Genomic DNA, 24,334 nt, shown 5'->3' with positions numbered 1-24,334 from the left:
CCGGCATCGATCGCGTCGGTCGTCCGGAGCCGGCCGCCCGCAGCCGGTCGCCCGCAGCCGGTCGCCCGCAGCCGGTCGCCCGCAGCCGGTCGCCCGAAGCCGGTCGCCCGCAGCCGGTCGCCCGCAGCCGGTCGCCCGTTACTTCGCCGGAACGGCCGGGATCGACTCGTGCGGCGTCGCGGTGCGCTGCGGCGCCTTGTGGACCATCGTGTACGCGTAGTCGACGCCCATCCCGTACGCACCCGAGTGTTCCTTCGCGATCGCCATCACCGCGTCGTACGAGTCGCGGCGCGCCCAGTCGCGCTGCCATTCGAGCAGGACCTGCTGCCACGTGACCGGCACGACGCCGGCCTGCACCATGCGCTGCATCGCGAAGTCGTGCGCAGCCTGCGTCGTGCCGCCCGATGCGTCGGCGACCATGTAGATCTCGTAGTCGCCTTCGAGCATCGCGCACAGCGCGAACGTCGTATTGCAGACTTCGGTCCACAGGCCCGACACGACCACCTTCTTGCGGCCGTTCGCGGCCAGCGCGTCGCGCACCTTCTGGTCGTCCCACGAGTTCATCGACGTGCGTTCGAGCGTCTTCTGGTTCGGGAACACGTCGAGCAGTTCGGGATAGGTATGGCCCGAGAAGCCCTCGCTTTCGACCGTCGTGATCGTGGTCGGGATGTTGAACACCTTCGCGGCCTTTGCAAGGCCGACGACGTTGTTCTTCAGCGTCTGACGATCGATCGACTGCACGCCGAACGCCATCTGCGGCTGCTGGTCGATGAAGATCAGCTGGCTGTTGTGCGGAGTCAGTACTTCAAGCTTCGGGTTGCTCATGGCGTGGTCGTCCTTGGAACGGGAAAAAGGCTCTACCTCGCCGCGACAGCGGGAGGATTCGAGTGGGCGCTACGCCGGATCGTGATCGTCCGGCTCAAATTATTTAAACCGCAATCGTGCGGCGGGAACACCCAAAGATCGGAATCGCTCGGATTCCAGAATAGGTGGTCAATGTAGGGCACTCCGCCCTTTTTTTCTTCACGTAAACCCGATACGCTTGCAGGACCTCGACGCTGCACGCGTCGCCCTCACTGTCCGATCGCGAGACGCCCATCATGAAACCCTATGTCCTGTCGCTGCTCGCGGGCCTGCTCGCCGGCGCCATCTACGGCGCGATCGGCGTGAACTCGCCCGCGCCGCCGATCATCGCGCTCACGGGCCTGCTCGGCATGCTGGCCGGCGAACAGATCCTGCCGGTCGCGCGGCGCATGCTCGCGGGGCACCGGCTGAACGCAGCGTGGCGCGACGCGAAGTGCAGCCAGCACATGTTCGGCCCGCTGCCCGGCGGCAGCACGAACGAGCGCAAGCCGTCGTGATGCACCGCGTCACGACCCGCCGCGCATGACCAACGTCGAGCTGTTCCATTACCTGCTGTTATTGATCTGCGGCGCGGGTGCGCTCACGTGGCTGGCCGAGCGGGTCTCGATTCCGCCGGCCGTCGTGCTGCTGCTCGGCGGCTGCGCGGTGGCCGTGGCCGGCAAGCGCGTGCCGGACATGGACCCGGCGCTGCTGCTCGCGGCCGTACTGCCGCCGCTGCTGATGTCGAGCGGCTTCTACACCGCGTGGAAGGAGTTCCGGCGCGAACTCGGCTCGATCGCATCGCTCGCGCTCGGCGCGGTGGCGTTCACGACGGTCGCGGTCGCGCTCGCCGTGCATGCGGCAAATCCCGCGCTGCCGTGGGCCGCGTGCTTCACGCTCGGCGCGATCGTGTCGCCGCCCGATGCGGTCGCCGCGGAAGCGATCCTCAAACGTCATCCGCTGCCCGCGCGGCTCGTCGCGGTGCTCGAAGGCGAAAGCCTCGTCAACGACGCGTCGGGTCTGCTGCTCTATCAGATGGCCGTGTCGGCCGCGCTCGCGGTCACGATCACGACGGCCAGCGCCACCGGCCTGTTCTTCTCGCTCACGCTGATCGGCATCGCGGTCGGCCTCGTGTGCGGCCACGCGATGTGCTGGGTGCTGCAGCGCCTGCGCGAACCGATGCTCGGCATCGTCGTGACCTTCGCGATGGCGTGGGGCAGCTACGGGATCGCGGAAGCCGTGCACGGCTCGGGCGTGCTGTCGGTCGTCACCTGCGGCCTCGTGCTCGGCGTGCGCCAGCATCGGGTGTTCGGCGCCGACATGCGGATCAAGGCGAAGGCGACGTGGGAAGCGATCGTGTTCGTGCTCGACGCGCTCGTGTTCATCCTGATCGGCCTCGCGCTGCATGCAATCCTCGCGCGCGTGAACCACGAAGGCGCGGTGCTGATGGACGGGCTGCGCGTCGCGCTGCCGGCCACCGCCGCCGCGATCGCCGCGCGCGTCGTGTGGGTGTTCGTCGCGATGTGGCTGCCGGGCCGCCTGCGCGCGGCGCGTGCCGGCCATCCGTCGTGGTCGTGGCGGGAAGCCGTCGTGCTCGGCTGGTCCGGCATGCGCGGCGTGGTGAGCCTCGCGGCCGCGATCGCGTTGCCGAGCAACTTCCCCGGCCGCGACCTGATTCTGTTCAGCACGTTCCTGCTGATCATCGCGACGCTCGTCGTGCAGGGCGGCACGCTCGCGCCGCTGATCCGCGTGCTGAAGCTGCGGCCGGCCGCACGCCACACGATGTCCGAGCATGCGGTGCGCGCGCACACGTTCGGCGCGGCGCTCGCCGAGCTCGACGCGCGCGAGCAGCGCGGCGCCGGCCTCGAGCGCGCATCGCTCGACCGGCTGCTGTCCGAATACCGCAGCCGCGTCGCGTTCAACGAGCACGCGCACCGCGACGGCGCCGAACCGGCGGACGTGCGCGCCCGCATGCTGCGCGTCGAGCTCGAACTGGTCGGGGTGTCGCGCGACGCGCTGCTCGAGCTGCATCGCGACGGCCGGGTCGACGACGCGGTGCTGCACCGCATAGAATCGGAACTCGATTTCGAGGAGCTGCGGCTGCAGCGCCTGCTCGAACCGTAACGACCGGCCATGCGCGGCCGGTCGCCGGCCCACCCCCTTCCCCACATGGAACTGCAATGAGCGAACTGTCCGTCGAAGCGAGCATCGGCTCGGTCGACTACCTGGTCCATTTCACCGACGGCGTCCATCAATGGCGCGCCGACGAACCGGCGGCGCTCGGCGGCGGCGATGCCGCGCCGACGCCCGTCGCGCTGCTGCTGTCGAGCCTCGGCGCGTGCACCGCGATCACGCTGAAGATGTATGCGCAACGAAAAGGCTGGCCGCTCGACGAAGTGCACGTGAAGCTCGCGCACGAATCGGGCAGCGCAGGCAGCACGATCGTGCGCCGCATCACGCTCGACGGCGACCTGTCCGACGAGCAGCGCGCGCGCCTGCTGCAGATCGCGAACGCATGCCCGGTGCACAAGATCCTGTCGAACCCGATCACGATCGACACGGCGATCGCCTGACGTATCGCCCCCTGAACACGAGAGTCTCACCATGTCCGCATCGATCAAGACCCTGCTCACGCCGCGCGAGAGCGACATCGGCAACCTCGTCGTGCGCCGCGTGCTGCCCGCGCGCGCCGCGCGCCTTGTCGGCCCGTTCATCTTCTTCGACGAGATGGGGCCGGCCGAGCTGCCGCCCGGCAGCGGCATCGACGTGCTGCCGCATCCGCACATCGGCCTCGCGACCGTCACCTACCTGTTCGACGGCACGCTGATGCATCACGACAGCCTCGGCTTCCGGCAGAAGATCGTGCCCGGCGACGTGAACTGGATGACGGCCGGGCGCGGCATCGTGCATTCGGAACGTTCGCCGAATGAAGACCGGCCGCTCGCGCAGCCGGTGCACGGGATCCAGACCTGGGTCGCGCTGCCGGTCGAGCACGAGGACACCGAGCCCGCATTCGTGCATCACGCGGCCGACACGCTGCCGTCGTTCACGCGCGACGGCACGCGCGTGCGTGTGATCGCGGGCACGGCGTTCGGGCTCACGTCGCCGGTCGAGGTGTTCTCGCCGACGCTCTATGCATACGCGGAATTCACGGCGGGCGGAACGCTTGCGCTCGACGCGGAACACGACGAGCGCGGCGTGTATCTCGTCGACGGCGACCTCACGATCGACGGCACGCCGCTCGCGAGCGCGACGATGGCCGTGCTCGAGCCCGGCGCACGCGTCGCACTGGCGAGCGCGAACGGCGCGCGCGTGATGCTGCTCGGCGGCGCCCACCTGCCGGGCGAGCGGTTCATCGAATGGAATTTCGTGTCGAGCGAGCGCGCGAAGATCGAGGCGGCCCGCAACGCATGGGCCGCGCAGACCTTCGGCAAGGTGCCGGGCGAAGAAGACCAGTGGACCCGCCAACCGGAACGCAACAACGCGCAGTCACGCTGAATCCAGTGATCGACGCAACGCGGCCGGCATTCACGCCGGCCGTGTTGCGTTTACCGCGTCAATCCCATCAGCTTCGCGAGCACCGGCCAGCGCTCGAGCGATTCGATGAACGCGCGCCGCGCCTGCTCGTCGACATAATGCGCCGGGTCCAGCGCGGGCAGATGGCGCGCGAGGCCGAGCACGTCGTTCGGTTGCGACAGGCGGCCTTCGTCGCCTTCGCCGATGTTTATTGTTCGTCGATCCATACACCGTCCGGAGTCTTGACCGCATAACCGGCAGGCGTCTGCATCGCCACCGTGCCCTCGTTCTCGCCGACCATCCGCGTGCGCGGCAGATCGGCCGCGTATTGCGCGAGCGTCACACCGGGCTTGAACGGGCTGTTCGACACGAGGTTCGACAGCAGTTGCGCGAGCGCGAGGAAGCTCGTCGGCTGGTCGATCACGGTGGTCGTGCCGTGATTGCCGGTGAAGCCGACGAGCCGCATGCCGACCGGCCCGTGAACGATGCGCGGCGTCGGAATCTCGCGCAGGCCGGCGACCTGGTTCTTGTCGCCGCGCAGCGCGGCGCCGTGCTCGGGCACGAACACGATCACCGCGCGCCGGCCCGACTGCGCGATCAGGTCGGCGAGCCGGTCGAAGTCGTCCATCAGCTTGGTCGCGCGCTGCGGATACGAGTCGATGCTGGTTACCGCACTGCCCACCACGCGGTTGCCGTCGTGCATGCTGATCGTGTTGTAGTACAGCGCGACCGGCCCCGGCACCGATGCGCGCTGCGCGTACCAGGTCGCGAGCGTCTGGTAGTCGTCCTTGATCGCCGAGCCGTCGAACGCGTGCATCGCGACCGGTGCGGCCGCGTTCGAGATCATCGGCGCGTCGGGCACGCCGATGTTGTCGTGCACGACCTGCAGGAAGTTGTCGAAGTGGCCGTCGTGGTTCAGCAGCGACTGCACCGTGTAGCCGGCGGCCGCGAGCTGCGAGAACAGGTAGCACTGCTGCGGCGCGGGCTTGTACAGGTCCGCGTGCGCTTCCTGGCCGCAGCTCGCGCGCAGCACGCGGATCGCGGCCGGCCCGCTGTAGCTCGCGGCCGTGCTGAAGTTGTTGAACAGGTAGTCGAAGTGGCTCAGCATCGGATGGTTGCGCACCTTCGCGGCGTCGAGGTCGTCCCACGACAGCGAGCAGATGTGCAGCACGATCACGTCGAACTGCGTGGACGGATCGTTGCCGAGATGGCCGAACGTGACCTGCCGCTGCGACTCCTGCGCGCGGAACGTCGCGAGCGCCGCGTTGTGATCCTCGGGCTGGTCGGAGCGCGCGCCGTTGCCGTTGGCGAGCTGCTGCGGCAGCGGCGCGACGACGCGCGCCATCAGTCCGTTGCCGGCCTGCCACACCGGCATCACGATCAGCACGGCGAGCACGAAGGTCGCGACGCGCAGCCAGCGGTTCACGATGAAATAGACGATCAGCGCGCCCACCACCGTCAGCACCAGCATCGGCGGCAACAGGCGCGGCAGCAGTTCCATCCAGTAGTCGAGGCGGAACGTGCTGACCTCGCGCGCGGCCTCGGCGAGCCGCGCGAGCGGCGGCGCATGCAGCTCGCGCGCGAGCAGCGGCACCGCGATCGCGATCGCCACGAGCTGCCGCACGATGCGCCACACGCGCTGCCGGATCGGCGCGCTCGCGGCGAGCACCAGGGCGAACGCGAGGTTCGCGAGCCACAGCGGCTCCAGGTGGCCGGTCGCGAACAGCGCGAACTTCAGGATGAAATACAGATTCCAGAACGTCATCTAAACCACTCCGTCATGAGCGCCGCGTCAGTCGCGCGCCCGATCGAGCTTCGGCGCCAGCATGGCCTGCACGCTGCGCGCCGCGCCCTTCCACATCCGTACGTACCCGTCCACGCCCACCTGCAGCACGTCCTTCAACCCGCGCAGCGGCGTGTCGGGGCGCGAGCCCGCGTGCCAGTCGAGCCACGCGTCCGCGCGGCCGAACGTGCACTGCACGAGCTGGCGCTCCTGTTCGAGCGTGAGCGCCTCGAAGCTCACGCCGACGTGGGTCGGCGTCACGCGGCTCACGCGCACCGGGAACGGGAACGGCCGGTCGCCGCGCGACACGCACACCGTCAGCGTGTCGCCGACCGCGAGCGTCAGCCCCGGCACCGCTTCGAGGCCGAGCCCGCCCGTCGAGTAGTCGCTCGTGAAGCAGGCGGCCGTCGAGCCGTCGGCGAGCAGCAGCGTCGCCGGCACGCGCATCGCGATCCGGTGCGTGACGCGCACCTGCTTCGTCTCGCGCGCAACCGCGAGCGCCGCGCCGAGCATCGCGAGGTTGTAGACGGTCCAGCCGAGCGTGATCAGGATCGTCGCCGCCTCGTCGCCCTGCTCGGCCACGAGCCGCCAGAGCCCCGCGACGATCGCGAGCACGTTCAGCGCGAACAGCACGAGGTACGGCTTCGACGTCGACCAGTCGACGTAGCCTTCGTCGATCTTGCCGCCCTTGTCGGTCACGTTGAACTTGCCGTGCTTCGGGCTGAAGAATGCGACGGTAGTCGGCAGTGCGATGTACCACGCGAGCACCGATTCGTAGACCTCGGCCCAGAACGAATGGCGATAGCGCCCCTGCATCCGGGAGTTCGCGACGTTCGCGAGCACCAGATACGGAATCACGTAGCTCGCGAGCGCGACCGACGACGCATTGATGAAGTACAGGTGGAAGAACAGGTACGCGAGCGGAATCGACAGGAACACGAGCCGCGGGATCCCGTAGAAGAAGTGCAGCATCGCGTTGCCGTAGCAGATCCGCTGGATGAAGCCGAGCCCGCGCCCGAGGAACGGATTGTCGATGCGGAAGATCTGCGCCATCCCGCGTGCCCAGCGCGTGCGCTGCTTCACGTGGCCCGCGAGGCTTTCCGTCGCGAGGCCGGCCGCCTGCACGGTCGGCAGGTAGGCCGACGTGTAGCCGCGGCGATGCAGCTTGAGCGCCGTGTGCGCATCCTCGGTCACGGTCTCGACCGCGACGCCGCCCACCTCCTCCAGCGCGCTGCGCTTGAGCACCGCGCACGATCCGCAGAAGAACGTCGCGTTCCACAGGTCGTTGCCCGACTGCACGAGCCCGTAGAACAGGTTGCCCTCGTTCGGGATCTCGCGGAACGTGCCGAGGTTGCGCTCGAACGGATCGGGCGAGAAGAAATGGTGCGGCGTCTGCACCAGCGCGCACTTCGGGTCGCGCAGGAACACGCCCATCGTGGTCTGCAGGAACGAGCGCGTCGGCACGTGATCGCAATCGAAGATCGCGATGTATTCGCCGTGCGTCTTCGGCAGCGCGCGGTTGATGTTGCCGGCCTTCGCGTGGCGATTGTCGTCGCGCGTCAGATAGCCGATGCCCGCCTCTTTCGCGAACGCCTCGAACTCGGGGCGCCGGCCGTCGTCGAGCAGGTACACGCGCAGCTTGTCGGTCGGCCAGTCGATGCTCTGCGCGGCGAACGCGGTCGGCTTCACGACCGACAGCGGTTCGTTGTAGGTCGGGATGTAGAGGTCGACGCTCGGCCATTCGTCGGGGTCGTCGGGCAGCGGCACGATCGGGCGATCGAGCGGCCACGCGGTCTGCACGAAGCCGAGCAGCAGGATCATCCACGTATAGGCTTCTGCACCGTACAGCAGATAGCCGAGGACGGCCTCGACGGGGCCGCGGAAATCGAGCGTCTGCGTCGTGCGCCACCACATGTAGCGCACCGTCGCGAGCAGCGCGAGCGATGCGAGCGCGAGGGTCGGCAGATGTCCGGGCAGGCGGCGCAGCGCCAGCGCGAGTACCGCGACGATCGCGAAGAACGCGAACTGCGCATTGGGCATCAGCGGCGACATGCCGGCCACGGCCCACATCGCCCCGCCGGCGATCAGCAGCAGCGGCGCGAGCCAGCGGTGGCGGCCGACGCCGTTCGCGCGCGCATCGAGCCAGCCGCCCCAGCGCGCCCACGGCAGGCGCTCGAGCTGCGCATTGGCACGCCGCGCGAGCGCGCGCGCCGCGACGTAGACGGGCACGACGAACGTGTCGAACCATGCGAGCGGATCGCGCGCGGGCCGGCCGTCGGCGCCGCGCGGCGCACGCACGATCGCGCGCCACAGCCATTCGCGCGGGCTCAGCGGCTGCAGCACGCCCCAGTCGCGCGCGAGCCCCAGGAAGCCGGCCCGCGCCCAGCGCCGCACGGGGTCGGGCCGCCCGGGCGGCGGCGCATGGAAGAACAGCCGCACGAGCCAGTCGAGCAGCGTGCGCTGCACCGGCAGCCCGATCCCGCGCGCGCACCAGTCCGCCACGCGGCGGCGGGCCGTGCCCCAGCGCGACGCGAATGCGCGCTTCATCGCGACGCTCCCGTGCGGCCGGCCACGGCCGCCGAGAGCCACGCATCGACCCAGTTCGCGACGCCGTTCAGGTCGTGCGACGCCTGCGAATACGGCGCGTCGTCGAAGATCCAGCTGCCGCGCGCGAGCGTTTCGGGCACGGCTGCATCGACGTGGATGCGTTGTTCGAGCATCGATGCCGACCCCGCGACCGCGCGCAGCATGCCGAGCGCGTCGCGCTGCATGTCGCGCGCCGGGTTCAGCCGGTTCACGACGAGCTGCAGTTCGCCGCCGCCGGCGCGCAGCGCGTCGAGACGCGCGGCGACCGTCGCGCATGCCGCCGGGTCGGGCGGCACGACGACGAGCGTCAGGTCCGCGCGGCGAATCGCTTGCTCGGCCTGCGGCGACGGATAGCGTGCGGTGTCGATCAGCACGATGCCGTCGGCCGGCAGCGCGATCTCGTCGAGCGCGCGCGACAGCCACGCGGGATCGGCCACGAGCCGCGCGTCGCACGCGGCGGCGCCCGCCGCGTCGACCTGCCCGTACGGCACGAACAGCACGCCGTCCGCATTGCGCCAGGTCTGCGCGTGCCACGGCGCGGCGTCGCCGAGCAGACTGTGCGCGAGACCGTGCTCTGGCAGCGTGTCGAGCCCGAGCGTCGCGCCCATCAGGTTCTGCGCGTCGAATTCGATCGCGGCGACCGCCCGGCCGCGGCGCGCGAGCAGCACCGCGAGCGCGGCGGCGAGCGTCGTGCGGCCCGCGCCGCCCGTGGTCGACGTAATGGCGATCGTCTTCATGGCGCCGCCTCGCCGGTGCGATCCGCATCGGGCAGCAGGCGCCCGCGCAGCGCGACCGGCACGAGTTCGCACGGCACCGCGTCGCGCCGGTTGATGCCGCGCGGCGCCTGGAAGCCGCGGCCGATGCCCAGGTGCTGGGCGACGATCCACACCGGCACCGCGATCGCGAGGCCGGCGATGAAACCGATGACGAGTTCGGCGATCATGCGCCCTCCGGCTTGCGCAGCGGCATCGCGCTGCGAATGGCGCCGCGCGCACGCGCGGCGGGGAATACGGGAACCGGCGCCGGCGCATCGGCGGCCGGCGCGGCGGCGGCATCGGCCTGCGCGGGTTGCGGCGTCGCATCGGTCAGCATCTCGGCTGCACCCGGCGCATGCGGCGCATCGTTCGCGCCGCCCGGTTCCGCGCGCCGTGCACGCTCGCCCGCGCGTTCGGCCGGCGCCTGCGCCGCAACAGCCGGCCGCACCGCGGCGAACAGGTCGCTGTAGTCGGCAATGGGCGCGCGCCGGTTCTCGGTCTTCAGCGCATCGAGTTCCTTGTCGATGCTTTCGTGCCCGAGACACACGACGCGGTCCGACAGCGTATCGACCGGCACGTCGAAGATCCGCGCGAGCGCGTCGTCCGCATCGGCCGGCTCGCACGCGAACAGGAATACGTACAGGTGCCCGGCGTCGGCCGTCACGACGTCGCCCGCGCGGCGCGGCCGGCAGTGCCGCAGCGCATCGACGTGCGACACGCCCGGCAGCAGTGCGATCTTCGCGAGCGTGTGCGGCAGCGACAGCACGGCGCCGCGATCGAGCACCGCGCGGATGCGCAGGCAGAACGCGCCGACCGGCAGGTAGCCGAGCACCGAATCGCCGAGTGCGGCCGCGAGCGCCGCACGATAGTCGGGCGCGACGGGCCGCGCATACAGCTGCCCGCGCAGCGCGTGCACGGCGGCCTGCATGCGCGACACCGGCAGGTCGCGCGCGACGACGCGATTCGCGCCGACACTCAGCAGCAGCATCTCGAACTGCTGGCGCAGCACTTCGTTGCGCTCGACGATGGCGATCTTGAGCGCGCCGCCGCATTGCCGGCGCAGCGCGTGCACCGCCGCGCACAGCGCCTCGAGCTGCGCATGCGAGCGGAATGCCAGCACCGCGGTCGCGGCCTGTGCGTGTGCGCAGGCGGCGACGACCGCCGCGTTGTCGTCGACGATTTCCCAGTCGGCGGGCACGCGGCTCGCGTCGTCGAGGATCGCGCGGCTGACGACGACACGGTCCTCGTCGGTCGCGAGCTTCATCCGGCGCGCGGGCTCGGTCGCGTCGCCGTCGGCGACCGCGGCGAGCCGGCCGCTCGGCGCAAAGCGCAACGGCCGCACTTCGCCGGCCGCGAGCATGTCGCCCGCGCGCCAGAAATCGACGACCCACAGCAGCTCGCCGTGCGTGCGCTGCAACTGCGCGACCCCGGCGCACACGCCGTGGAATTCGCCGCGCGGCGCGCGGCTCGCATCGCGCACGAGCGGCGGATCGTCGGTATTCGAATCGGCACGGGTGCGGGCGATCTCCGGGTCGAGCAGCAACACGAGCGCGATCCGGTGCGTGCGGCACCAGTCGGCGAGCGCATGCCCCTCTTCCGCGAGCGCGGCCGGATCGTCCCAGCTGAACCAGCGCTGCGCGCCTTCGATGAAATACACCGAGCGCGCCCGGAAACCGTAGCGCTTCATCGCGCGCAAGCCGCCCGTGAGCCGCGCGAACGGCCCGGGAGCCGCGCGGCGCGGAGCGTCCGCTTCCGTCGCGGCCTCGCCGTCGGCCGCCCCGGTGGCTGGCGGCATCGCCAGCACGTTCAGGTTGCGCGGCCAGCCGGCCGGATGTGCGCCGCCCGCGAAACCGCGCGCCTGCATCTGCGCGGCGACACGCTCGGCGTCCCGCGCGAGCACGACCGTCACGTCGCGCGTGCGCGACTGCCGCGCGCTTTCCCAGACGAGCGCGTCGCAGGCCGGCGTGGCGGCGGCCGCATAGACGGCATACAGGCCGCCCGCTTCCAGCCGCGTCCACGCATCGGGCAGCCCGTCGATCGCGAGCCGGCTCAGCGAGCCGGTGCGTCCGCCGGCCGGACCCGTGCGCAGCAGCAGGCGCAGGCGGCCCAGCAGGCCGGCGGCGCCGAACGCGGGACGTGTCGCATCGATTTCGGTATTCACGCGTTCCCCTAGTAATCCGAATAAAGCTGCACCGGCGTCGGCGTAACGAGCCAGTTGCGCTCAGCGCGTGCGTCGAACGCATAGCGCAGGTAAACGAGCGCCGAGCTCGGCGCATAGTCGTGCGAACGGTCCACGTGCAGTTGCGCACCGACGCTCAGGTGCGGATTCACGCGGTACTCGACGATGCCGTTCACGCCGTACGAGAACGACACGCCTTTCGTCGAACTGCCCGCGTAGACGAGGCCGGCGGCCTCCTGCTCGGCGCGCCGGTCCGCGAAGGTCGGATAGAACAGCGAGTCCTTCTCGTAGCTGTTCGAGATCCCGCCCGTGACGGTCAGGTCCCACGACAGCGCGTCGCGCCGCCCCGCCCATTCGATCGGCACGCCGAGCGACAGGTAGCGCTGCGGGCTGTAGTAGCCGCCCTGCCCGTACGTGTAGTAGCGCAGGTTCTGTGCGTAGTGCCACGCATTGCCGACGAGCCCGGTGCTGACCTTCATCGTCGCGCGTTCGTACACGGGCACCGTGAAGCCCGAGCGCAACGTGACTTCCGCGTTGCGCTCGACGTTGCGGCCCGACAGCACGCCCGCGCCGAGTTCGGCGAACAGGTTCACGCGGCCGACGTCGACCGACCCGCGCAGGTTCACGCCGTCGCGGCGCACGCCGCCCCATACCGCGCCGGTCCACGGGTCGCGCATCCCCGCATACGACAGCACGCTGCTCGTCTCCGGCCGGCGCGACGCGTTCACGGTGAAGCTCGCCGGCCCGGCGTCGAAGCGATAGCGCACGCCGCCGACCAGGTAATGCACCGGGAAGCCCAGCGGCGACGTGCCGAAATCGAAGCGCCACGCATCGGTGCGATAACCGGCGCCGAGCGCGACGCCCGTCATCGGCTGGTGCAGCGCACCCGGCGGGTTCGCGATCAGCGCATCCGCCGGCTGGGTCAGGTGGAACGGCGGCGGCAGCCCGTTCAGCGCTTTGAGCGCCGCGTAGGTCCCGAAGGTCTTCAACGAATACGCGTTCGGGTCGCTCGTATCGAGCGTGCCGGCATCCAGATGCACGGTGTCGAGCTGCAGGAACGCATGCCCGTCGTAGCGCACCGGCATCTGCATGTAGATCGGCACCTGCTGCGCGCGGTACGCGGAAATCCCCTCGTCGCCCGACTTGTACGCGGGCAGCCAGCCGATCTCGATCTCCGGATTGCGTCGCTGTTCGAGATCCGCGAACGCGGCCTGCGCGGGCGTGCGGCCGTCGCGGCCCGCGCTCACGCCGCTCGTGCGTTCCTGCGACTGCGACAGCCGGTACAGCGACGCGGCATCGTCGTAGCGGCCCTGCGCTTCGGCCACGCGCCCGGCCGCGACCGTCACGTCGGCGCGTGCCGGGTATGCGGCCTGCAGCGGGTCGGTCACCTGCGCGGCTTCGTCCGGCCGGCGCAGCGCGTTCAGGCGCCGCACGACCGACAGCCGCGTGTCGACGTCGTCATCCGGCGTGCGTGCGAGCACGGCCTGCACGCGCGCGAGCGCGGCCGCGCGATGGCCGCTGTCCTCGTCGATCCGCGCGAGCGCGAGCTGCGTGTCGGCATCGTCCGGCGTGCGCGCGACGACCGGCGCGAGCGCGTCGCGCGCCGCATCGTAGTGCCCCTGCGCGCGTTCGAGATCGGCCAGTTCGAGCGCGTAGCGCGTGTCTTCGCGGCCCGCCGGGCTCGCGCGAGAAAGCAGCGTGCGGGCCCGCGCATAGTCCTGTTGCGCGATGGCGTCGTCGGCCTGCCGCAGCACGAGCCGCAGCGACTGATCCTCGATCCTCGCGGTCTGCGCGGGCGTCAGCGCGGGTTCGCGGCGCAGCGTGTCGAGCCACGCGGCGAGCGCATCGTCGCGCGCCGCGCTGCCGAGCAGGTCGCCGTAGCGCAGCCGCACGTCCACATCGGCATCCTGCGGATGCGCGGCGATCCAGTCGCGCAGCGGCGCGAGGCCGCGCTCGGGTTCGCCGGCGTCGATCCACTGCGCGCCGATCGCGGCGAGCATGTCGGGATCGTCCGGCGCGCTCGCCTGCGCTTGCGCGAGCGACGCGGCGAACGCCGCGCGATCGCCGCGACCGAGCGCGCCGCGCGCGTCGGCCAGCGCGCTTTCGGCGTCGAGCTTGCGCGCGAGCGCACGCATGCCGTCCGTGCGGTGCGCATCGTCGACGCCGGCAAGCGCGGCCTGTGCACCGGCGATGTCGTCGACCGAATTGCGATACAGCGCGCTCGCGTAGCGCATCTCGGGCGTATCGCCTTGCGCGAGCCCGTCGTCCATCACCGTGCGGCCGAGTTGCCGCAGTCCCATGTCGCGGTAGAGCCGCGCCAGCGCGAAGCGCGTCCATGCCGCGTCGGGCGCCGCGCGCACCGCCGCTTCGTAGCGCTGCGCGGCCGCCCCGCGTTCGCCCTTGTCCGCCAGCGCCTTCGCCTGGGTCGCGAGCAGGTCGGCGCGCAGGCCGTCGAGCGCGCGGCGATCGTCGCGGTCCGTCACGCGGCCTTGCAGCGCATCGAGCAGCGGGCCGATGTGCTCGGCGCGGCCCGTGTTTTCATACAGCGTCGCGGTATCGCGCACCGCCGACAGGCTCGGCGCGCGCGCGGCCAGCAATGCGCGCAGCAACGGCTCCGCGTGCGTCCAGTCGCGCTGCGCGAGCAGCGCATCGGCGAGCTGCAGCTTCGCGTCCGGGCTGTCGGGCTGCATCGCGAGCGCGGCGCGCGCCGCCCGCTCGGCATCCTGGGCACGCCCCGCCGATGCCGCCGCGCGGCCTTGCGCAAGCAGCCCCCAGAACTGCGCGGTGCGCGCGAGGCCCTGCCATTTGCCACGCTGGTCGGTCGCGAGCGTCGCGGCCCGCGCGAACAGCGCACGCGCTTCGTCGTGCCGGCCTTCGCGCAGGCGCAGCAAGCCGAGGCCGCCGAGCGCCTCGGCGTCGTCGGCGCGCGCCCGCGCGGCTCGCGTGAGCAGCGGGTCAGCCGCGGCCAGATCGCCGCGCGCGAGCGCCTGCAGCCCGCGCTGCTGCGCGATGTAGTCGGGATCGCGTTCGAGCCGGCGCTGCGCGTCGCGCTGCCGGTCGAGTTCGGCGACGCGGTCGCGGAACTCGGTATCGTCCGGTACCCGCGCGAGATACGCATGCAATGCGTCGGCATAGGCGGGATCGCTGCCCGCGGACTGCAGCACGCGCCGCCATACGGCCATCGCTTCGGTATGGTCGGCATCGGTGCGCTTCGCGAGCGACCACGCGAGCCGGTTCGCCTCCTGGCGCGTGTCGTCGCGCTGGTTCAGCAGCCGCGCGAGCGCCAGCGCCGCGCCGGTGTCCTGCGGGTCGGCCGCGACCGCACGGCGCAGCGCGGCGATCGCGGGCTCGCGCCCGCCCGGTGCATTCGCGACGATCTGGTAGTACTCGGCGCCGAGCGCGCCGGACGGCGCGCCGTTCGGAAACAGCGCGACGATGCGCTTCGCGGCTTCGTCCGAGCGGCCGCTGCGCGCAAGCAGGCGGATCTGCGCCATCTCGCCGCGGCCGCTCGTCGCGACGCGGTATTCGTCGGCCGCGCGCCGCGTGTCCGGCGCGGCCGGCGCACTCGCCTGCAGCCGCGCGAGCGCCGCCTGCGCGCCCTTCGCGTCGCCGAGCCGCAGCAGCACGCGCATCTGCTCGGCGAGCAGTCCGGGATCGTTCGGCGCGATCAGCAGCCCTTTGCGCACCGCATCGCGCGCGAGGTCGTCGCGATGCTTGGCGCCCCACATGCGGGCGGTCGCGAGCTGGCGCTGCGCGTCGGTCAAATCGGCCGTGACCGGCGCCGGTGCGGGCGCGGCCTTCGGCGCAACGGCTTTGGGCGCCGCCGTGACGGCGGCTGCGGCGGCCGCGGCCGGCGCAGCCACGCAGACCGACGACGCGAGCCATGCGAAGCCGGCGACGCGCGGCGCGGTGCGCTTCATCGGGCCGCGCATGAACGGCCCTCCCAGCGCGCATCGAGCGAACCGTCCGCGTCGAACTGGTAGCGGCCGTCGCGCCAGCCGAGGCCGAACAACGTCAGCACGCTCGTGTAGTAGCCGGGCGCCGTCTGGCGCGCGAGCGTATCGACGCGGGCGGCCTGCGCATCGGCGAGCGCGCGCTGGCCGCGGGCGTCGAGAAACGGCACGGCCGCCGCAGAGAAGCCGCCGTTGCCGTCGTTCGGCCCCGCGACGCCGGTCGTCGTGTCGACCTTCTCGGGCGGCGCGCCATGGGCGGCGATGTAGTCGGCGAACGGCGCGAACCGCGCGAGCAGCGGCGCGGCGAGCGGATCGGCACGATCGAGCATGCCGGCCCACAGGTACACGCGGATCGCGTTGTACGCGCTTTCCGCATGCGTCTGCGGATCGGGCCCGAAGCCCGTACCCGGCCGATACAGCGCCCAGTCCGGCGCAAAACCCTTCGGCGCGGTGTCGAGCAGCACGCGGCCCGTGCTGGTCGCGAGCGCCGCCCAGCGGCGATCGTCGGGCAGCCGCGCGGCGAGCCCGCGTATCACTTGCGGCGGCGAATAGCTCGGGTTCACGCGGTACTGGCCGTCGGCCAGCTTGAAGCCGACCGGCCCCGGCAGCAGCGTGAGGCCGAGGCCCGGCACGCTCGCCGTCTCGTCGTCGAGCACGCGCTTGGCCAGCAGCGCGCCGCGCGCGGTGTAGCTGCGCTCATGCCACAGCCGGCCGGCTTCCACGAGCGTGTATGCGATCCACAGGTCGGCATCCGACGCCGCGTTCGCGTCGAGCACGCGCCACGTGCCGTCCGGCGCGCGGCCCCACAGCCACGCCGGCAGACGGGCGCTCAGGTCGCCTTGCGCGAGGTTGTTCTCGGTCCATGCGAGGATCGTGTCGAACGCGCGCCGGTCGTTCGCGACGAGCGCGAAGAACAGTCCATACGCCTGCCCCTCCGACACCGTGCGCGAATCGGCCGAGCCGACGTCGATCACGCGGCCGTCGGTCGACACGAAGTCGCGCTTGAACGCATCCCAGCGCGGCCACGCCGCGCTGCATGGCGCTTGGGCCGCGCCGCTTTGCGCCGCCTGCGCGGCGCCGGATGCGCCGGCCGCCGTGCACGCGGCCGCGACGGCCAGCAGGAGCGCCGTGCCGACGCGGCGCGCCGGCTGCGTTGCCCGTCGCCTTGCGATTGCCCGCGCCATCCGTTACATCCCCCGTCGACGCGCGGCGATTCGCTGCAGCACGCTGAACACGCCGAGCGCGAGCAGCAGCCCCGCGACGACGCCGACCGCGCCGAGCACGACCGGGTGCCGCGCCGCGTGCGTCCAGACGCGCGCATACCACGGCACGAAGCCGACCACGTACGGTTCGCCCACGCGCAGGCTGTCGACCTGCCCCGATCGCACCAGCGCGAGATCGCCCTGCAGCTGCGACACGAGGCCCGGTTTCTGGAACACGTCGAGCAGATCGCCGAGGTGCGCCTGGTTCGTCGCCGTCAGCGCGACGACGCTGCGGCCGTGGCTGCCCGGCAGCTCGAACCCGGCGAGCGCCGCGAGCGGGCCCGACTGTTCGATGTGCGCGCCGCCGTCGGCCAGCCCGACACCGTTGCGCCAGCGCTCCTTCACCGAGAACGCGACACGCGTCGCGCCCGCGCCGGCCTGCGCGTCGATCGCGAGCGGCAGCGACGCGCGCCACTGCGACAGCAGCGGCGACGCGGGCGAGCCGTCGATCACGAGCAGATCCTTGCGGCCGGCCAGCGCGGCGACGTCGCCGGGTCGCGCGACCTGCACGCGCAGCGCCGGGAAGCCCGTCCACTGCCCCATGTGGCCGAGCATCGTCAGATAGGCTTCGAGCTCCTGCGGCGACGGACGATCCGGTATCACGACGGCCGTCTGCGACAGGTCGGCGAAGCGCGTGAACGGAAAGCCGCTGTTCGCGAAGAACGCGAGGTTCGGCAATTGCGCGTAATGGACGAAGTGCGAGAAGTCGATCGTCGAATCGGGATCGATCGCCGCGCGCTGCGGTTCGGTCGCCGAGCTCGAGCAGAGCCCCGTCTTCTGCGAATCGAGCGTGAAGCGGAACTGCAGCTGGTTGCCGCTGCCGACGCGAAACGCCGGGATGTCGACGTCGCTCGTCACGCGCCCTTCCGGCACCGACAGCAGCGGCAGCTGCATGCGCCCGCGCGCGTCTTCCGCGTGAGCCGGCCCGAGCCGGTACGACTTCACGAGCTGGTCGTTGATCTCGACGGCGAGCGTCGAGTTGTCCTGCACGGTCGGCGCCGTGTAGCGGTAACGCAGCGTAATCGGCACGCCCGAGCCGTTCCACGAATGGAGATCGGCCGGCACGCGCAGGTTCAGGCGGATCGCGTCGGGCGTCGTGCCGCGCACTTCGAGATCGCGCGCGTCCGACACCAGCTCGCGGAACGTGATCGGCCGGTTCACCGGCAGCCAGCGCGGCGCGTCGTACGGCTTGCGCGGCGCGCCGAGATCGACGTGCGCGACCGTCGCCGACGGCCCCGACAGCGCCGCGCGGCCGAGCACGAGCGTCGCGACCGCGTCGTCGACTTCGGCCGCCGTACGGCCCGTCACCACCAGCAGCTTGCGTCCCGGCGCGGCCGGGTTGTCGGCGACGGCGAGCGTCGGACCGTTGACCGGCGGCAGCGCAACGCCGGCCGGCAACGTCGCGGCGGTGCCGATCACCACCGCCTGGTCGTCGGCCGGCAGCATCGAAGCGACCGGGAAGCGTGCCTGCCGGTAGTCGGCCTGCGCGCCGAACCACGACGCGAGCACGCCGGCGCTGCGCAGCGTCGCCGAGTCGGGCGACCCCGGCAGCACGAACGGCAGCCGCAGCAGCCCGTTGTCGCGCCGGTCGAAGAACGGCGCGGGCAGCAGCGCGAGATCGTTCGGCAGGCGCACCGGCGATTCGTCGAGCAGCAGCTCGCTCGTCGGGCTCACATCGGCCCACAGCGCCGAGTTCGCCGGATCCTCGCAATGATCGAGCGTGTAATGCGCGATCAGGCGCAGCCCGATCTGGTTGAAGTCGGAGAAGTAGCGCGGATCGATCGGGATGTCCTGGGTGACCGTGCGGCCCGCGTGCGGCGCGTCGAACGGCACGGTCGCGACCACCTCGCCGTTCACCGACACCTTGAGGTGCGACATCGGGAACACGAGCGACGGGGAGTACGCGTAGGTCAGGCGCAGCCGCGCGCCCGTGACCACGCGATCGAGCCGCACGCCGGCGTTGACCGTGCGTGCGTCGTCGGCACCGCGCAGGCGCAACGGATCGAACGCGCCGAGCGACGCGAACGGCAGGCGCACCGTCGTCGCCGGCAACCCGGCCGACGCGGCACCACCCGCACTGGCCGCCGCGGGCGCGGACGCGAGCACCGACGCATTCGCGGCGGCGGCAGACGCCGCGGCGGCGGGCCCCGCAGCGCTCGCCGGCACCGCCGGCATCGGCGCGGCCGACAACGCAGCCGCATGGAACGCGCCAAACGTGGCGACCGACAGGACGAACAACGACGCGGCCGGCTTCATGCGCCGCTCCCCATCGTCTCGATCATCCGGTCGTCAAGCGCGTCGCAACCCGCGCGCACAAAGCAGCCATGCCCATGAATGCACATCCCCACTGCTTCCCCTCAATTGTCTGACCTGAATGAATGTACGCGGCGACGCGGCGAATGGCTCCACGGCCGATTCGCTCTACTCGTGTGCCCGACGCCTGCGCTCGCTCATTCGTCACACTATCTCAAAAATAGGACGAAACTTACCCCGATTCGCCGCGACGAAGTGAAAAAAACTCAATTCGGTCGGAAATACTTAGCGCAGCGGATCAACGGCAAAGATTGCATTGTTGCTGGCGGCCGGACCGACCGGCATACTGCCGGCGCGAATGGACTGGGCAGCGCACGGCCGGCCCGTTGCGGGCGCGCCCGGAACGCGCTGCCGCGTGAGCGGCGCGTATGCTACCGCAAGCGCGCGCGTCGCGCCGCTCTTTATTCATGGAAAACTGACTTGGATCAAATCGTCGACACCGCCACCCCGTCCCCAGCCACGCTGCTGCGCATCATCGCGACCCAAACCGAGATAGCGAAGTTCGGCCTCGATCTCGGCGGCGTGATGGCCTATGTGACCGAGCAGGTGCCGCATCTGACGGGCGCGAGCGGTGCGGCGATCGAGTTCGCCGAAGGCGACGACATGGTCTACCGCGCCGCGTCGGGCTGCGCTGCCGGAATGCTCGGGCTGCGGTTGCGCCGCTCGGGCAGCCTGTCGGGCCTGTGCGTGACGCGCGGCGAATTGTTGCATTGCACGGATTCGGAAACCGACCCGCGCGTCGACCGCGACGCGTGCCGCCGCGTCGGGCTGCGCTCGATGCTCGTGATGCCGCTTACGCACGCGGACACGACGATCGGCGTGCTGAAGGTGATGTCGCCGGACGTCGACGGGTTCTCGCGTGCCGATGCCGGCGCACTGCGGCTCACGGCCGAGCTGATCGCCGCCGCGATGTTCCATGCGGCACGCAACGAGGCGAACGAACTCTATCTGCGCGCGACGCACGACGCGCTCACCGGCCTGCCGAACCGCGCGCTGTTCTACGACCGCCTGCGCCAGTCGATGCACGCCGCGCTGCGCGCGAACGGCCGGCTCGGCCTCCTCAACATCGACATGGACGGGCTCAAGCCGATCAACGACGGCTACGGCCACCGCGCGGGCGACGCCGCGCTGCGCGAGATCGCCACGCGGATGCTGGGTGCCGTGCGGCGCTCGGATACGGTCGCACGCGTCGGCGGCGACGAATTCGCGGTGATCCTGCCGAACGTCGGCGACCGCGACGACGTCGACGCGCAACGCACGCGGCTCGCGCAGCAGGTCGGCCAACCGTTCGAATTCGAAGGACACCCGCTTGCGCTCGGCGTCAGTGTCGGCGTCGCGCTGCTGCCGGACGACGGCACCGACATGACCGCGCTGATCGAGCATGCGGACCAGGCGATGTATGAGGCGAAGCGGATGCGGGGGCCGCGGGCGGTCCGCGCATGACGGACGGCGCACCGCGCAGGTATAGCGGCCCGGCGCCGCAACCGCGCGCCCCGCAGCCGCGCCGCTAACCCACTTGTGGCAGCGCGATCGCGATCCCGACCACGACCCACTGCACGATCGCGACCAGCACGCCGGCGCGGCACAGCCCGACGGCGCCGCGCACACGCGAGTCGAGCGCCCGCCCGACCTTCGCTGCGTCGATCCAGCCGAGATCGGCGAGCGCACGGTCGAGCGCGGCCAGCCCGTCGTCGACCGGCGCGTCGGCCGATGCCGCACGTGCCAGCGCGGCGAACAGCCGCCGGTCGATTTCGATGCGCACCGCGTACCACAGCGCGGCAATCCCGGACCCGGTGCTGATCACGGCCAGCAACACGCGCGCGATCGTCGCCGGCGGCCAGCCCGATGCGATCCACCAGCCGGCGCCCGCCGCGGCCAGCGCGGCCGCGATCGCCCACGCGCCCGCATCGAGCGCGCCACGCGCGGCGGCGATCCGGAACGGTGCGGACGGATCCCGCATCACGCACCTCCCGTGACGCGGCGGCGATCGATCCAGTCCTGCAGCACGGCCACGCCGTCGTCCGACCAGACCGCGTGCGGCCGCACCGCCCGCACCGCCGCGAGCGCTTCGCGCGCGTCGCCGAACCCGTGCCGCGCCGCGAGCCACGCGGCCGCGCACAGCACGCTGCGCCCGTAGCCGAGCGCGCAGCAGACCAGCACGTCGCGCCCTTCGCGATGCAGCCGTTCGAGCGTCGCGACGGCCGCCGCGAGCTGCGCCGCGCTCGGCGCGACGAGGTCGAGTTGCGGCACCGCCGCATAGGCCAGCGACGCGTCGGCCGCGACCCAGCGCGGCATCTCCGCGGTCAGGTCGACGAGCGCGGTGAAGCCATAGCGCCGCACGTCGGGTGTCGTCGGCGTACGGCCGATCGACACGCGCTCGTCGATCCGCACCAGCGCCGGCTGCCGGAACGTCCACAGTCGCGAATTGACGAACGCGCCGGCGATCGTCGGCGCGAACAGCCAGCGGATGAACACCGGGAAGCGGCCCGCGTCGTCCTTCTGGAACGCACCGGGCGCGCCGCGCCGGTAGATCCACGCGACGCACGCGAGCGCCAGTGCGCCCCATCCCGCCGCGAGCGCCCAGCCGGGCGCGTGCGACACGCAGCCAAGCGCGACGAGCGCGGCCAGTGCCGCACCGAGCGCATAGCGGCGCGCGAGCGCGCGACCGGCGCCGGACGGCGACCCTTCCGCGCCCGGCAAGCGGCCCGCGGCATCGCGCAACGGAAACAGGAACAGCGCGACGCAGCCGACGGCCGCGCCGGTCGGCACGTCGACGGCATGATGCTGGTAGGTCGTGAGCACCGACACGCCGATCGCCGCGAACCACAGATGCAGCACGGCGCGCGCGACCGTGCCACGCAGATGCGTCGCGTAGACGGCCCACAGCACCACGAGCAGCCCGATATGCAGCGACGGCGCCTGGTTGTACGGCTTGTCGAAGCCCATCAGCAGCGTGAACAGCGCACCGGCCACACCGCCCGCATCCGGTCGCTCGAAGCCGAAGCGCAACGGCCACGCGATGAAGCATGCGACCGACACGAGTTGCACGGTGAGCAGCCGCTTCACGTGATCGAGCAGGTCGTCGCGCCGCGTCCAGAACAGGAACGACAGCGCATACAGCAGATCGATCGACCAGTACGGCACGATGGTCCACGGTACGAACGGAATCGCATGTTCCCAGCCGAATGCGAACGTCGGCACCGCGGCGCGGCGCGCGGCGAGCCAGTTCGCGAAGCCGTACGTGGAGAAGAACACCGCGCCCATCGCCGCGAGCCAGCCGACGCGCAGCGCAAGCGACGCGTCGCGCGGGCCGGCTGCCGGCTCGGCGGGAACGCCGCCCGCGCCGCCCGCCCCGCCGTCGAGCGCGCTCATGATGCGTCGACCCGCTGCGCGAGACTCACCGTGAAAATGCCCATCTCGTCGATCCGTTGGTCGAGCTTGCGGAACCCCGCGCGCGCGACGAGCTCGTCCATCTCGGCCTGCGACCGGCGGCGCATGACCCACGTCGCGTCGCCGCGATGGTTGTTCAGCGCCCGCGCGATGAATTCGAGCTGCGGATGCCACGGCTGCCCGGTGTAGACGAGATAGCCGCCCGGCGGCACCGCGTGCGCGAGCCCGCGCAGCGAGCGCTCGATCAGCGCGTTCTCGCCGAACAGTTCATAGAGGCCGGACACGATCGCGAGCGTCGGGCGCGGCTCGAGCGTCGCGAGCGACGCTTCGTCGAACGCGTCGCCGCGCTCGAAGCGCGCGATCGTCTCGAGCCCGCGTTGCGCGATCAGCACGCGCCCGGCCTCGACGTTCGGCGGGCTGTAGTCGCGCAGCGTGATGTCGTCGGGCGCCGCGCCGTCGCGCTCGGCCGCCGTCGCGATCGCGTCGAGCACATAGCGCCCGTGGCCTGCCGCGATGTCGACGATCCGCACCGGTTCGCCATGGCCGCGCAGCCGGCCGATCGCCGCGCCGATCAGTTCCTGCAGATGCACCTTGCGCTGGCGGATGCCGACCCAGCCCGGCGAATCGAGATACGTGCGGTCGATCAGCGCGCCGACGCCGAGCCGCCCTTGTGCACGATTGCGGTACACGTAATCGAGCGTCGAACCCGAATCGAAGCCGAGCCGCAGCCCGAGCGCGATGCCGTCGGACAGCGCGCCGCCGAGCTTCAGCCCGGCCCGCGTGATCGCCCAGTACGCACGCGCGAACGGGTTCGCGGGCGGGCGGCCGAGCGCCGCGTATTCATCGTGGAATGCGCCGCGCCGATCGGCGTCGGCGAGCGACACGCGCGGGCTCGGCGTATCGAACTCGCGCAGCACGAACGCGCGCAGCGGCGCGAGCGCCTGCGCGCGATCGCGCTCGCCGAGCGTGTCGTGATAGAAGCCCGGCAGCACGATGCGCTCCTTGCGGGCGGCGCCGAGCCGCTCGAAGAAGCGGTCCTGCGGGCCGCGATGCACGACCCAGTCGGCGCCCGAGATCAGCAACTGCGTCGGCACGGTGATCGCGGCCGCATCGGCGACGATCCGCTGCGCGGTGTCGTGCAGGTCGAGCAGCATGTTGACGGCGATCGGCCGCGTGATCAGCGGATCGGCCGCATAGCTCGCGATCCGTTCGCGGTCGTGCGTGAGGAATTTCGGCTTCACGTAGCTGTTCACGTAGAAGCGCCCGCGCAGCTTGTGCATCAGCCGCAGGCCCGGCCGCGCGAACGGTACGTACAGCTTGATATGGAACGCCGGCGACGCGACGACGAGGCAGCGGATCGGCGGTGCGTAATCGTGCACCCAGGTGGCCGCGAGCACCGCGCCGACGCTCTGGCCGATCACGGCGATGGCGTCGATCGCGATGCCGTGCGTGTCGCGGATATGCTCGACGAAGGTCTGCAGGTCGCGCACCGATGCGGCCGCGCTCGGGCTGTAGCCGCGCGCGCCGGGCGAGCGGCCATGGCCGCGTGCGTCCCACGCGAAGAATGCGAAATCCGGCAGGTCGAGTTCGTCGACGAGGTGCGCGACGCGCGCCGAATGTTCGTGGCCGCGATGCAGCAGTACGATTGCGCCGCGACAGCGCGGGCCCGTCGCGGGCCAGTGACGATAGAACAGCGCTTCGCCGTCGTGCGTGATGAAGTCGGCCTCGCGGGCCGTGCGTGCGCTCATGCGATC

18 protein-coding genes are annotated in these 24,334 nt (G+C 71.5%); 5 read left to right on the top strand and 13 right to left on the bottom strand.

Annotation, left to right across the window (positions count from 1 at the left end; translation table 11 throughout):
• Positions 1–138 precede the first annotated feature (138 nt).
• A complete protein-coding gene (locus tag O1Q03_RS28325; protein WP_269507339.1) occupies positions 139–825 on the bottom strand; it encodes a hydrolase in 687 nt (228 codons plus the stop codon).
• A gap of 275 nt (positions 826–1,100) precedes the next feature.
• Here O1Q03_RS28325 and O1Q03_RS28320 point away from each other — a divergent pair, with 275 nt between their 5' ends.
• From O1Q03_RS28320 to O1Q03_RS28305, 4 genes are read left to right on the top strand one after another with little or no spacing between them, the layout of a single operon-like run.
• Positions 1,101–1,361, top strand: a complete 261-nt coding sequence (locus tag O1Q03_RS28320; protein WP_269507338.1) for a DUF1427 family protein — start codon at positions 1,101–1,103, stop codon at positions 1,359–1,361.
• Positions 1,362–1,386: 25 nt separating this feature from the next.
• Entirely contained in the window at positions 1,387–2,967 is a 1,581-nt protein-coding gene (locus O1Q03_RS28315) for a cation:proton antiporter (RefSeq protein ID WP_269507337.1), read from the top strand.
• A 56-nt stretch (positions 2,968–3,023) separates the two neighbouring features.
• Complete coding sequence (locus O1Q03_RS28310; RefSeq protein WP_269507336.1) at positions 3,024–3,416, top strand: OsmC family protein; 393 nt, start codon at positions 3,024–3,026, stop codon at positions 3,414–3,416.
• Positions 3,417–3,447: 31 nt separating this feature from the next.
• Entirely contained in the window at positions 3,448–4,341 is an 894-nt protein-coding gene (locus O1Q03_RS28305; protein ID WP_269507335.1) for a pirin family protein, read from the top strand.
• 50 nt (positions 4,342–4,391) lie between these two features.
• On the opposite strand, the gene O1Q03_RS28300 is transcribed toward O1Q03_RS28305, so the two are convergent.
• The 9 genes from O1Q03_RS28300 to bcsB are packed head-to-tail and all read right to left on the bottom strand — an operon-like array spanning position 4,392 to position 19,133.
• Positions 4,392–4,586, bottom strand: a complete 195-nt coding sequence (locus O1Q03_RS28300) for a hypothetical protein (RefSeq protein ID WP_098549096.1) — start codon at positions 4,584–4,586, stop codon at positions 4,392–4,394.
• On the bottom strand, positions 4,568–6,124 hold the full coding sequence (bcsG, locus tag O1Q03_RS28295) for a cellulose biosynthesis protein BcsG (protein ID WP_269507334.1): 1,557 nt from the start codon (positions 6,122–6,124) through the stop codon (positions 4,568–4,570). The genes O1Q03_RS28300 and bcsG overlap by 19 nt, the downstream gene beginning before the upstream one ends.
• Before the next feature lie 27 nt (positions 6,125–6,151).
• Complete coding sequence (bcsA, locus tag O1Q03_RS28290) at positions 6,152–8,689, bottom strand: UDP-forming cellulose synthase catalytic subunit (RefSeq protein ID WP_269507332.1); 2,538 nt, start codon at positions 8,687–8,689, stop codon at positions 6,152–6,154.
• On the bottom strand, positions 8,686–9,465 hold the full coding sequence (bcsQ, locus tag O1Q03_RS28285) for a cellulose biosynthesis protein BcsQ (RefSeq protein WP_269507331.1): 780 nt from the start codon (positions 9,463–9,465) through the stop codon (positions 8,686–8,688). The genes bcsA and bcsQ overlap by 4 nt, the downstream gene beginning before the upstream one ends.
• A complete protein-coding gene (locus tag O1Q03_RS28280; RefSeq protein WP_269507330.1) occupies positions 9,462–9,671 on the bottom strand; it encodes a hypothetical protein in 210 nt (69 codons plus the stop codon). The genes bcsQ and O1Q03_RS28280 overlap by 4 nt, the downstream gene beginning before the upstream one ends.
• The gene (gene bcsE, locus O1Q03_RS28275; RefSeq protein ID WP_269507329.1) at positions 9,668–11,644 is read right to left on the bottom strand and encodes a cellulose biosynthesis protein BcsE; all 1,977 of its coding nucleotides are present in this window, start codon (positions 11,642–11,644) and stop codon (positions 9,668–9,670) included. Before bcsE ends, O1Q03_RS28280 begins: the two co-directional genes overlap by 4 nt.
• Before the next feature lie 8 nt (positions 11,645–11,652).
• Positions 11,653–15,594 carry a cellulose synthase subunit BcsC-related outer membrane protein gene (locus O1Q03_RS28270; protein ID WP_269507328.1) on the bottom strand — a complete coding sequence of 1,314 codons (3,942 nt, stop codon included), beginning with the start codon at positions 15,592–15,594 and terminating at the stop codon, positions 11,653–11,655.
• Positions 15,579–16,799 (bottom strand): cellulose synthase complex periplasmic endoglucanase BcsZ, encoded by a 1,221-nt coding sequence (gene bcsZ / locus O1Q03_RS28265; RefSeq protein WP_269507327.1) that lies wholly within the window; start codon positions 16,797–16,799, stop codon positions 15,579–15,581. The genes O1Q03_RS28270 and bcsZ overlap by 16 nt, the downstream gene beginning before the upstream one ends.
• Before the next feature lie 3 nt (positions 16,800–16,802).
• On the bottom strand, positions 16,803–19,133 hold the full coding sequence (gene bcsB / locus O1Q03_RS28260; protein ID WP_269507326.1) for a cellulose biosynthesis cyclic di-GMP-binding regulatory protein BcsB: 2,331 nt from the start codon (positions 19,131–19,133) through the stop codon (positions 16,803–16,805).
• Between the two features lie 78 nt (positions 19,134–19,211).
• Here bcsB and O1Q03_RS28255 point away from each other — a divergent pair, with 78 nt between their 5' ends.
• Positions 19,212–20,633, top strand: a complete 1,422-nt coding sequence (locus O1Q03_RS28255) for a sensor domain-containing diguanylate cyclase (protein ID WP_269507325.1) — start codon at positions 19,212–19,214, stop codon at positions 20,631–20,633.
• A 64-nt stretch (positions 20,634–20,697) separates the two neighbouring features.
• Here O1Q03_RS28255 and O1Q03_RS28250 read toward each other — a convergent pair whose 3' ends face one another.
• The 3 genes from O1Q03_RS28250 to O1Q03_RS28240 are packed head-to-tail and all read right to left on the bottom strand — an operon-like array spanning position 20,698 to position 24,328.
• Positions 20,698–21,150 (bottom strand): hypothetical protein, encoded by a 453-nt coding sequence (locus O1Q03_RS28250; protein ID WP_269507324.1) that lies wholly within the window; start codon positions 21,148–21,150, stop codon positions 20,698–20,700.
• Entirely contained in the window at positions 21,150–22,562 is a 1,413-nt protein-coding gene (locus tag O1Q03_RS28245) for a phosphatase PAP2/dual specificity phosphatase family protein (RefSeq protein WP_269507323.1), read from the bottom strand. Before O1Q03_RS28245 ends, O1Q03_RS28250 begins: the two co-directional genes overlap by 1 nt.
• The gene (locus tag O1Q03_RS28240) at positions 22,559–24,328 is read right to left on the bottom strand and encodes a bifunctional alpha/beta hydrolase/class I SAM-dependent methyltransferase (RefSeq protein WP_269507322.1); all 1,770 of its coding nucleotides are present in this window, start codon (positions 24,326–24,328) and stop codon (positions 22,559–22,561) included. Before O1Q03_RS28240 ends, O1Q03_RS28245 begins: the two co-directional genes overlap by 4 nt.
• Positions 24,329–24,334: the final 6 nt, after the last annotated feature.

This window comes from Burkholderia sp. IMCC1007 (assembly GCF_027257875.1).
GTDB lineage: Bacteria > Pseudomonadota > Gammaproteobacteria > Burkholderiales > Burkholderiaceae > Burkholderia.
Note: the sequence above shows the minus strand (reverse complement) of the source record. Positions and strands in the feature narration are given on the sequence as shown.

Bases quoted from the DNA above. Each gene is read 5' to 3' on its own strand.
- O1Q03_RS28325 (WP_269507339.1), bottom strand. From the start codon at position 825: ATGAGCAACCCGAAGCTTGAAGTACTGACTCCGCACAACAGCCAGCTG.
- O1Q03_RS28320 (WP_269507338.1), top strand. From the start codon at position 1,101: ATGAAACCCTATGTCCTGTCGCTGCTCGCGGGCCTGCTCGCCGGCGCC.
- O1Q03_RS28315 (WP_269507337.1), top strand. From the start codon at position 1,387: ATGACCAACGTCGAGCTGTTCCATTACCTGCTGTTATTGATCTGCGGC.
- O1Q03_RS28310 (WP_269507336.1), top strand. From the start codon at position 3,024: ATGAGCGAACTGTCCGTCGAAGCGAGCATCGGCTCGGTCGACTACCTG.
- O1Q03_RS28305 (WP_269507335.1), top strand. From the start codon at position 3,448: ATGTCCGCATCGATCAAGACCCTGCTCACGCCGCGCGAGAGCGACATC.
- O1Q03_RS28300 (WP_098549096.1), bottom strand. From the start codon at position 4,586: ATGGATCGACGAACAATAAACATCGGCGAAGGCGACGAAGGCCGCCTG.
- bcsG (WP_269507334.1), bottom strand. From the start codon at position 6,124: ATGACGTTCTGGAATCTGTATTTCATCCTGAAGTTCGCGCTGTTCGCG.
- bcsA (WP_269507332.1), bottom strand. From the start codon at position 8,689: ATGAAGCGCGCATTCGCGTCGCGCTGGGGCACGGCCCGCCGCCGCGTG.
- bcsQ (WP_269507331.1), bottom strand. From the start codon at position 9,465: ATGAAGACGATCGCCATTACGTCGACCACGGGCGGCGCGGGCCGCACG.
- O1Q03_RS28280 (WP_269507330.1), bottom strand. From the start codon at position 9,671: ATGATCGCCGAACTCGTCATCGGTTTCATCGCCGGCCTCGCGATCGCG.
- O1Q03_RS28270 (WP_269507328.1), bottom strand. From the start codon at position 15,594: ATGCGCGGCCCGATGAAGCGCACCGCGCCGCGCGTCGCCGGCTTCGCA.
- bcsZ (WP_269507327.1), bottom strand. From the start codon at position 16,799: ATGGCGCGGGCAATCGCAAGGCGACGGGCAACGCAGCCGGCGCGCCGC.
- bcsB (WP_269507326.1), bottom strand. From the start codon at position 19,133: ATGAAGCCGGCCGCGTCGTTGTTCGTCCTGTCGGTCGCCACGTTTGGC.
- O1Q03_RS28255 (WP_269507325.1), top strand. From the start codon at position 19,212: ATGCACATCCCCACTGCTTCCCCTCAATTGTCTGACCTGAATGAATGT.
- O1Q03_RS28250 (WP_269507324.1), bottom strand. From the start codon at position 21,150: ATGCGGGATCCGTCCGCACCGTTCCGGATCGCCGCCGCGCGTGGCGCG.
- O1Q03_RS28245 (WP_269507323.1), bottom strand. From the start codon at position 22,562: ATGAGCGCGCTCGACGGCGGGGCGGGCGGCGCGGGCGGCGTTCCCGCC.
- O1Q03_RS28240 (WP_269507322.1), bottom strand. From the start codon at position 24,328: ATGAGCGCACGCACGGCCCGCGAGGCCGACTTCATCACGCACGACGGC.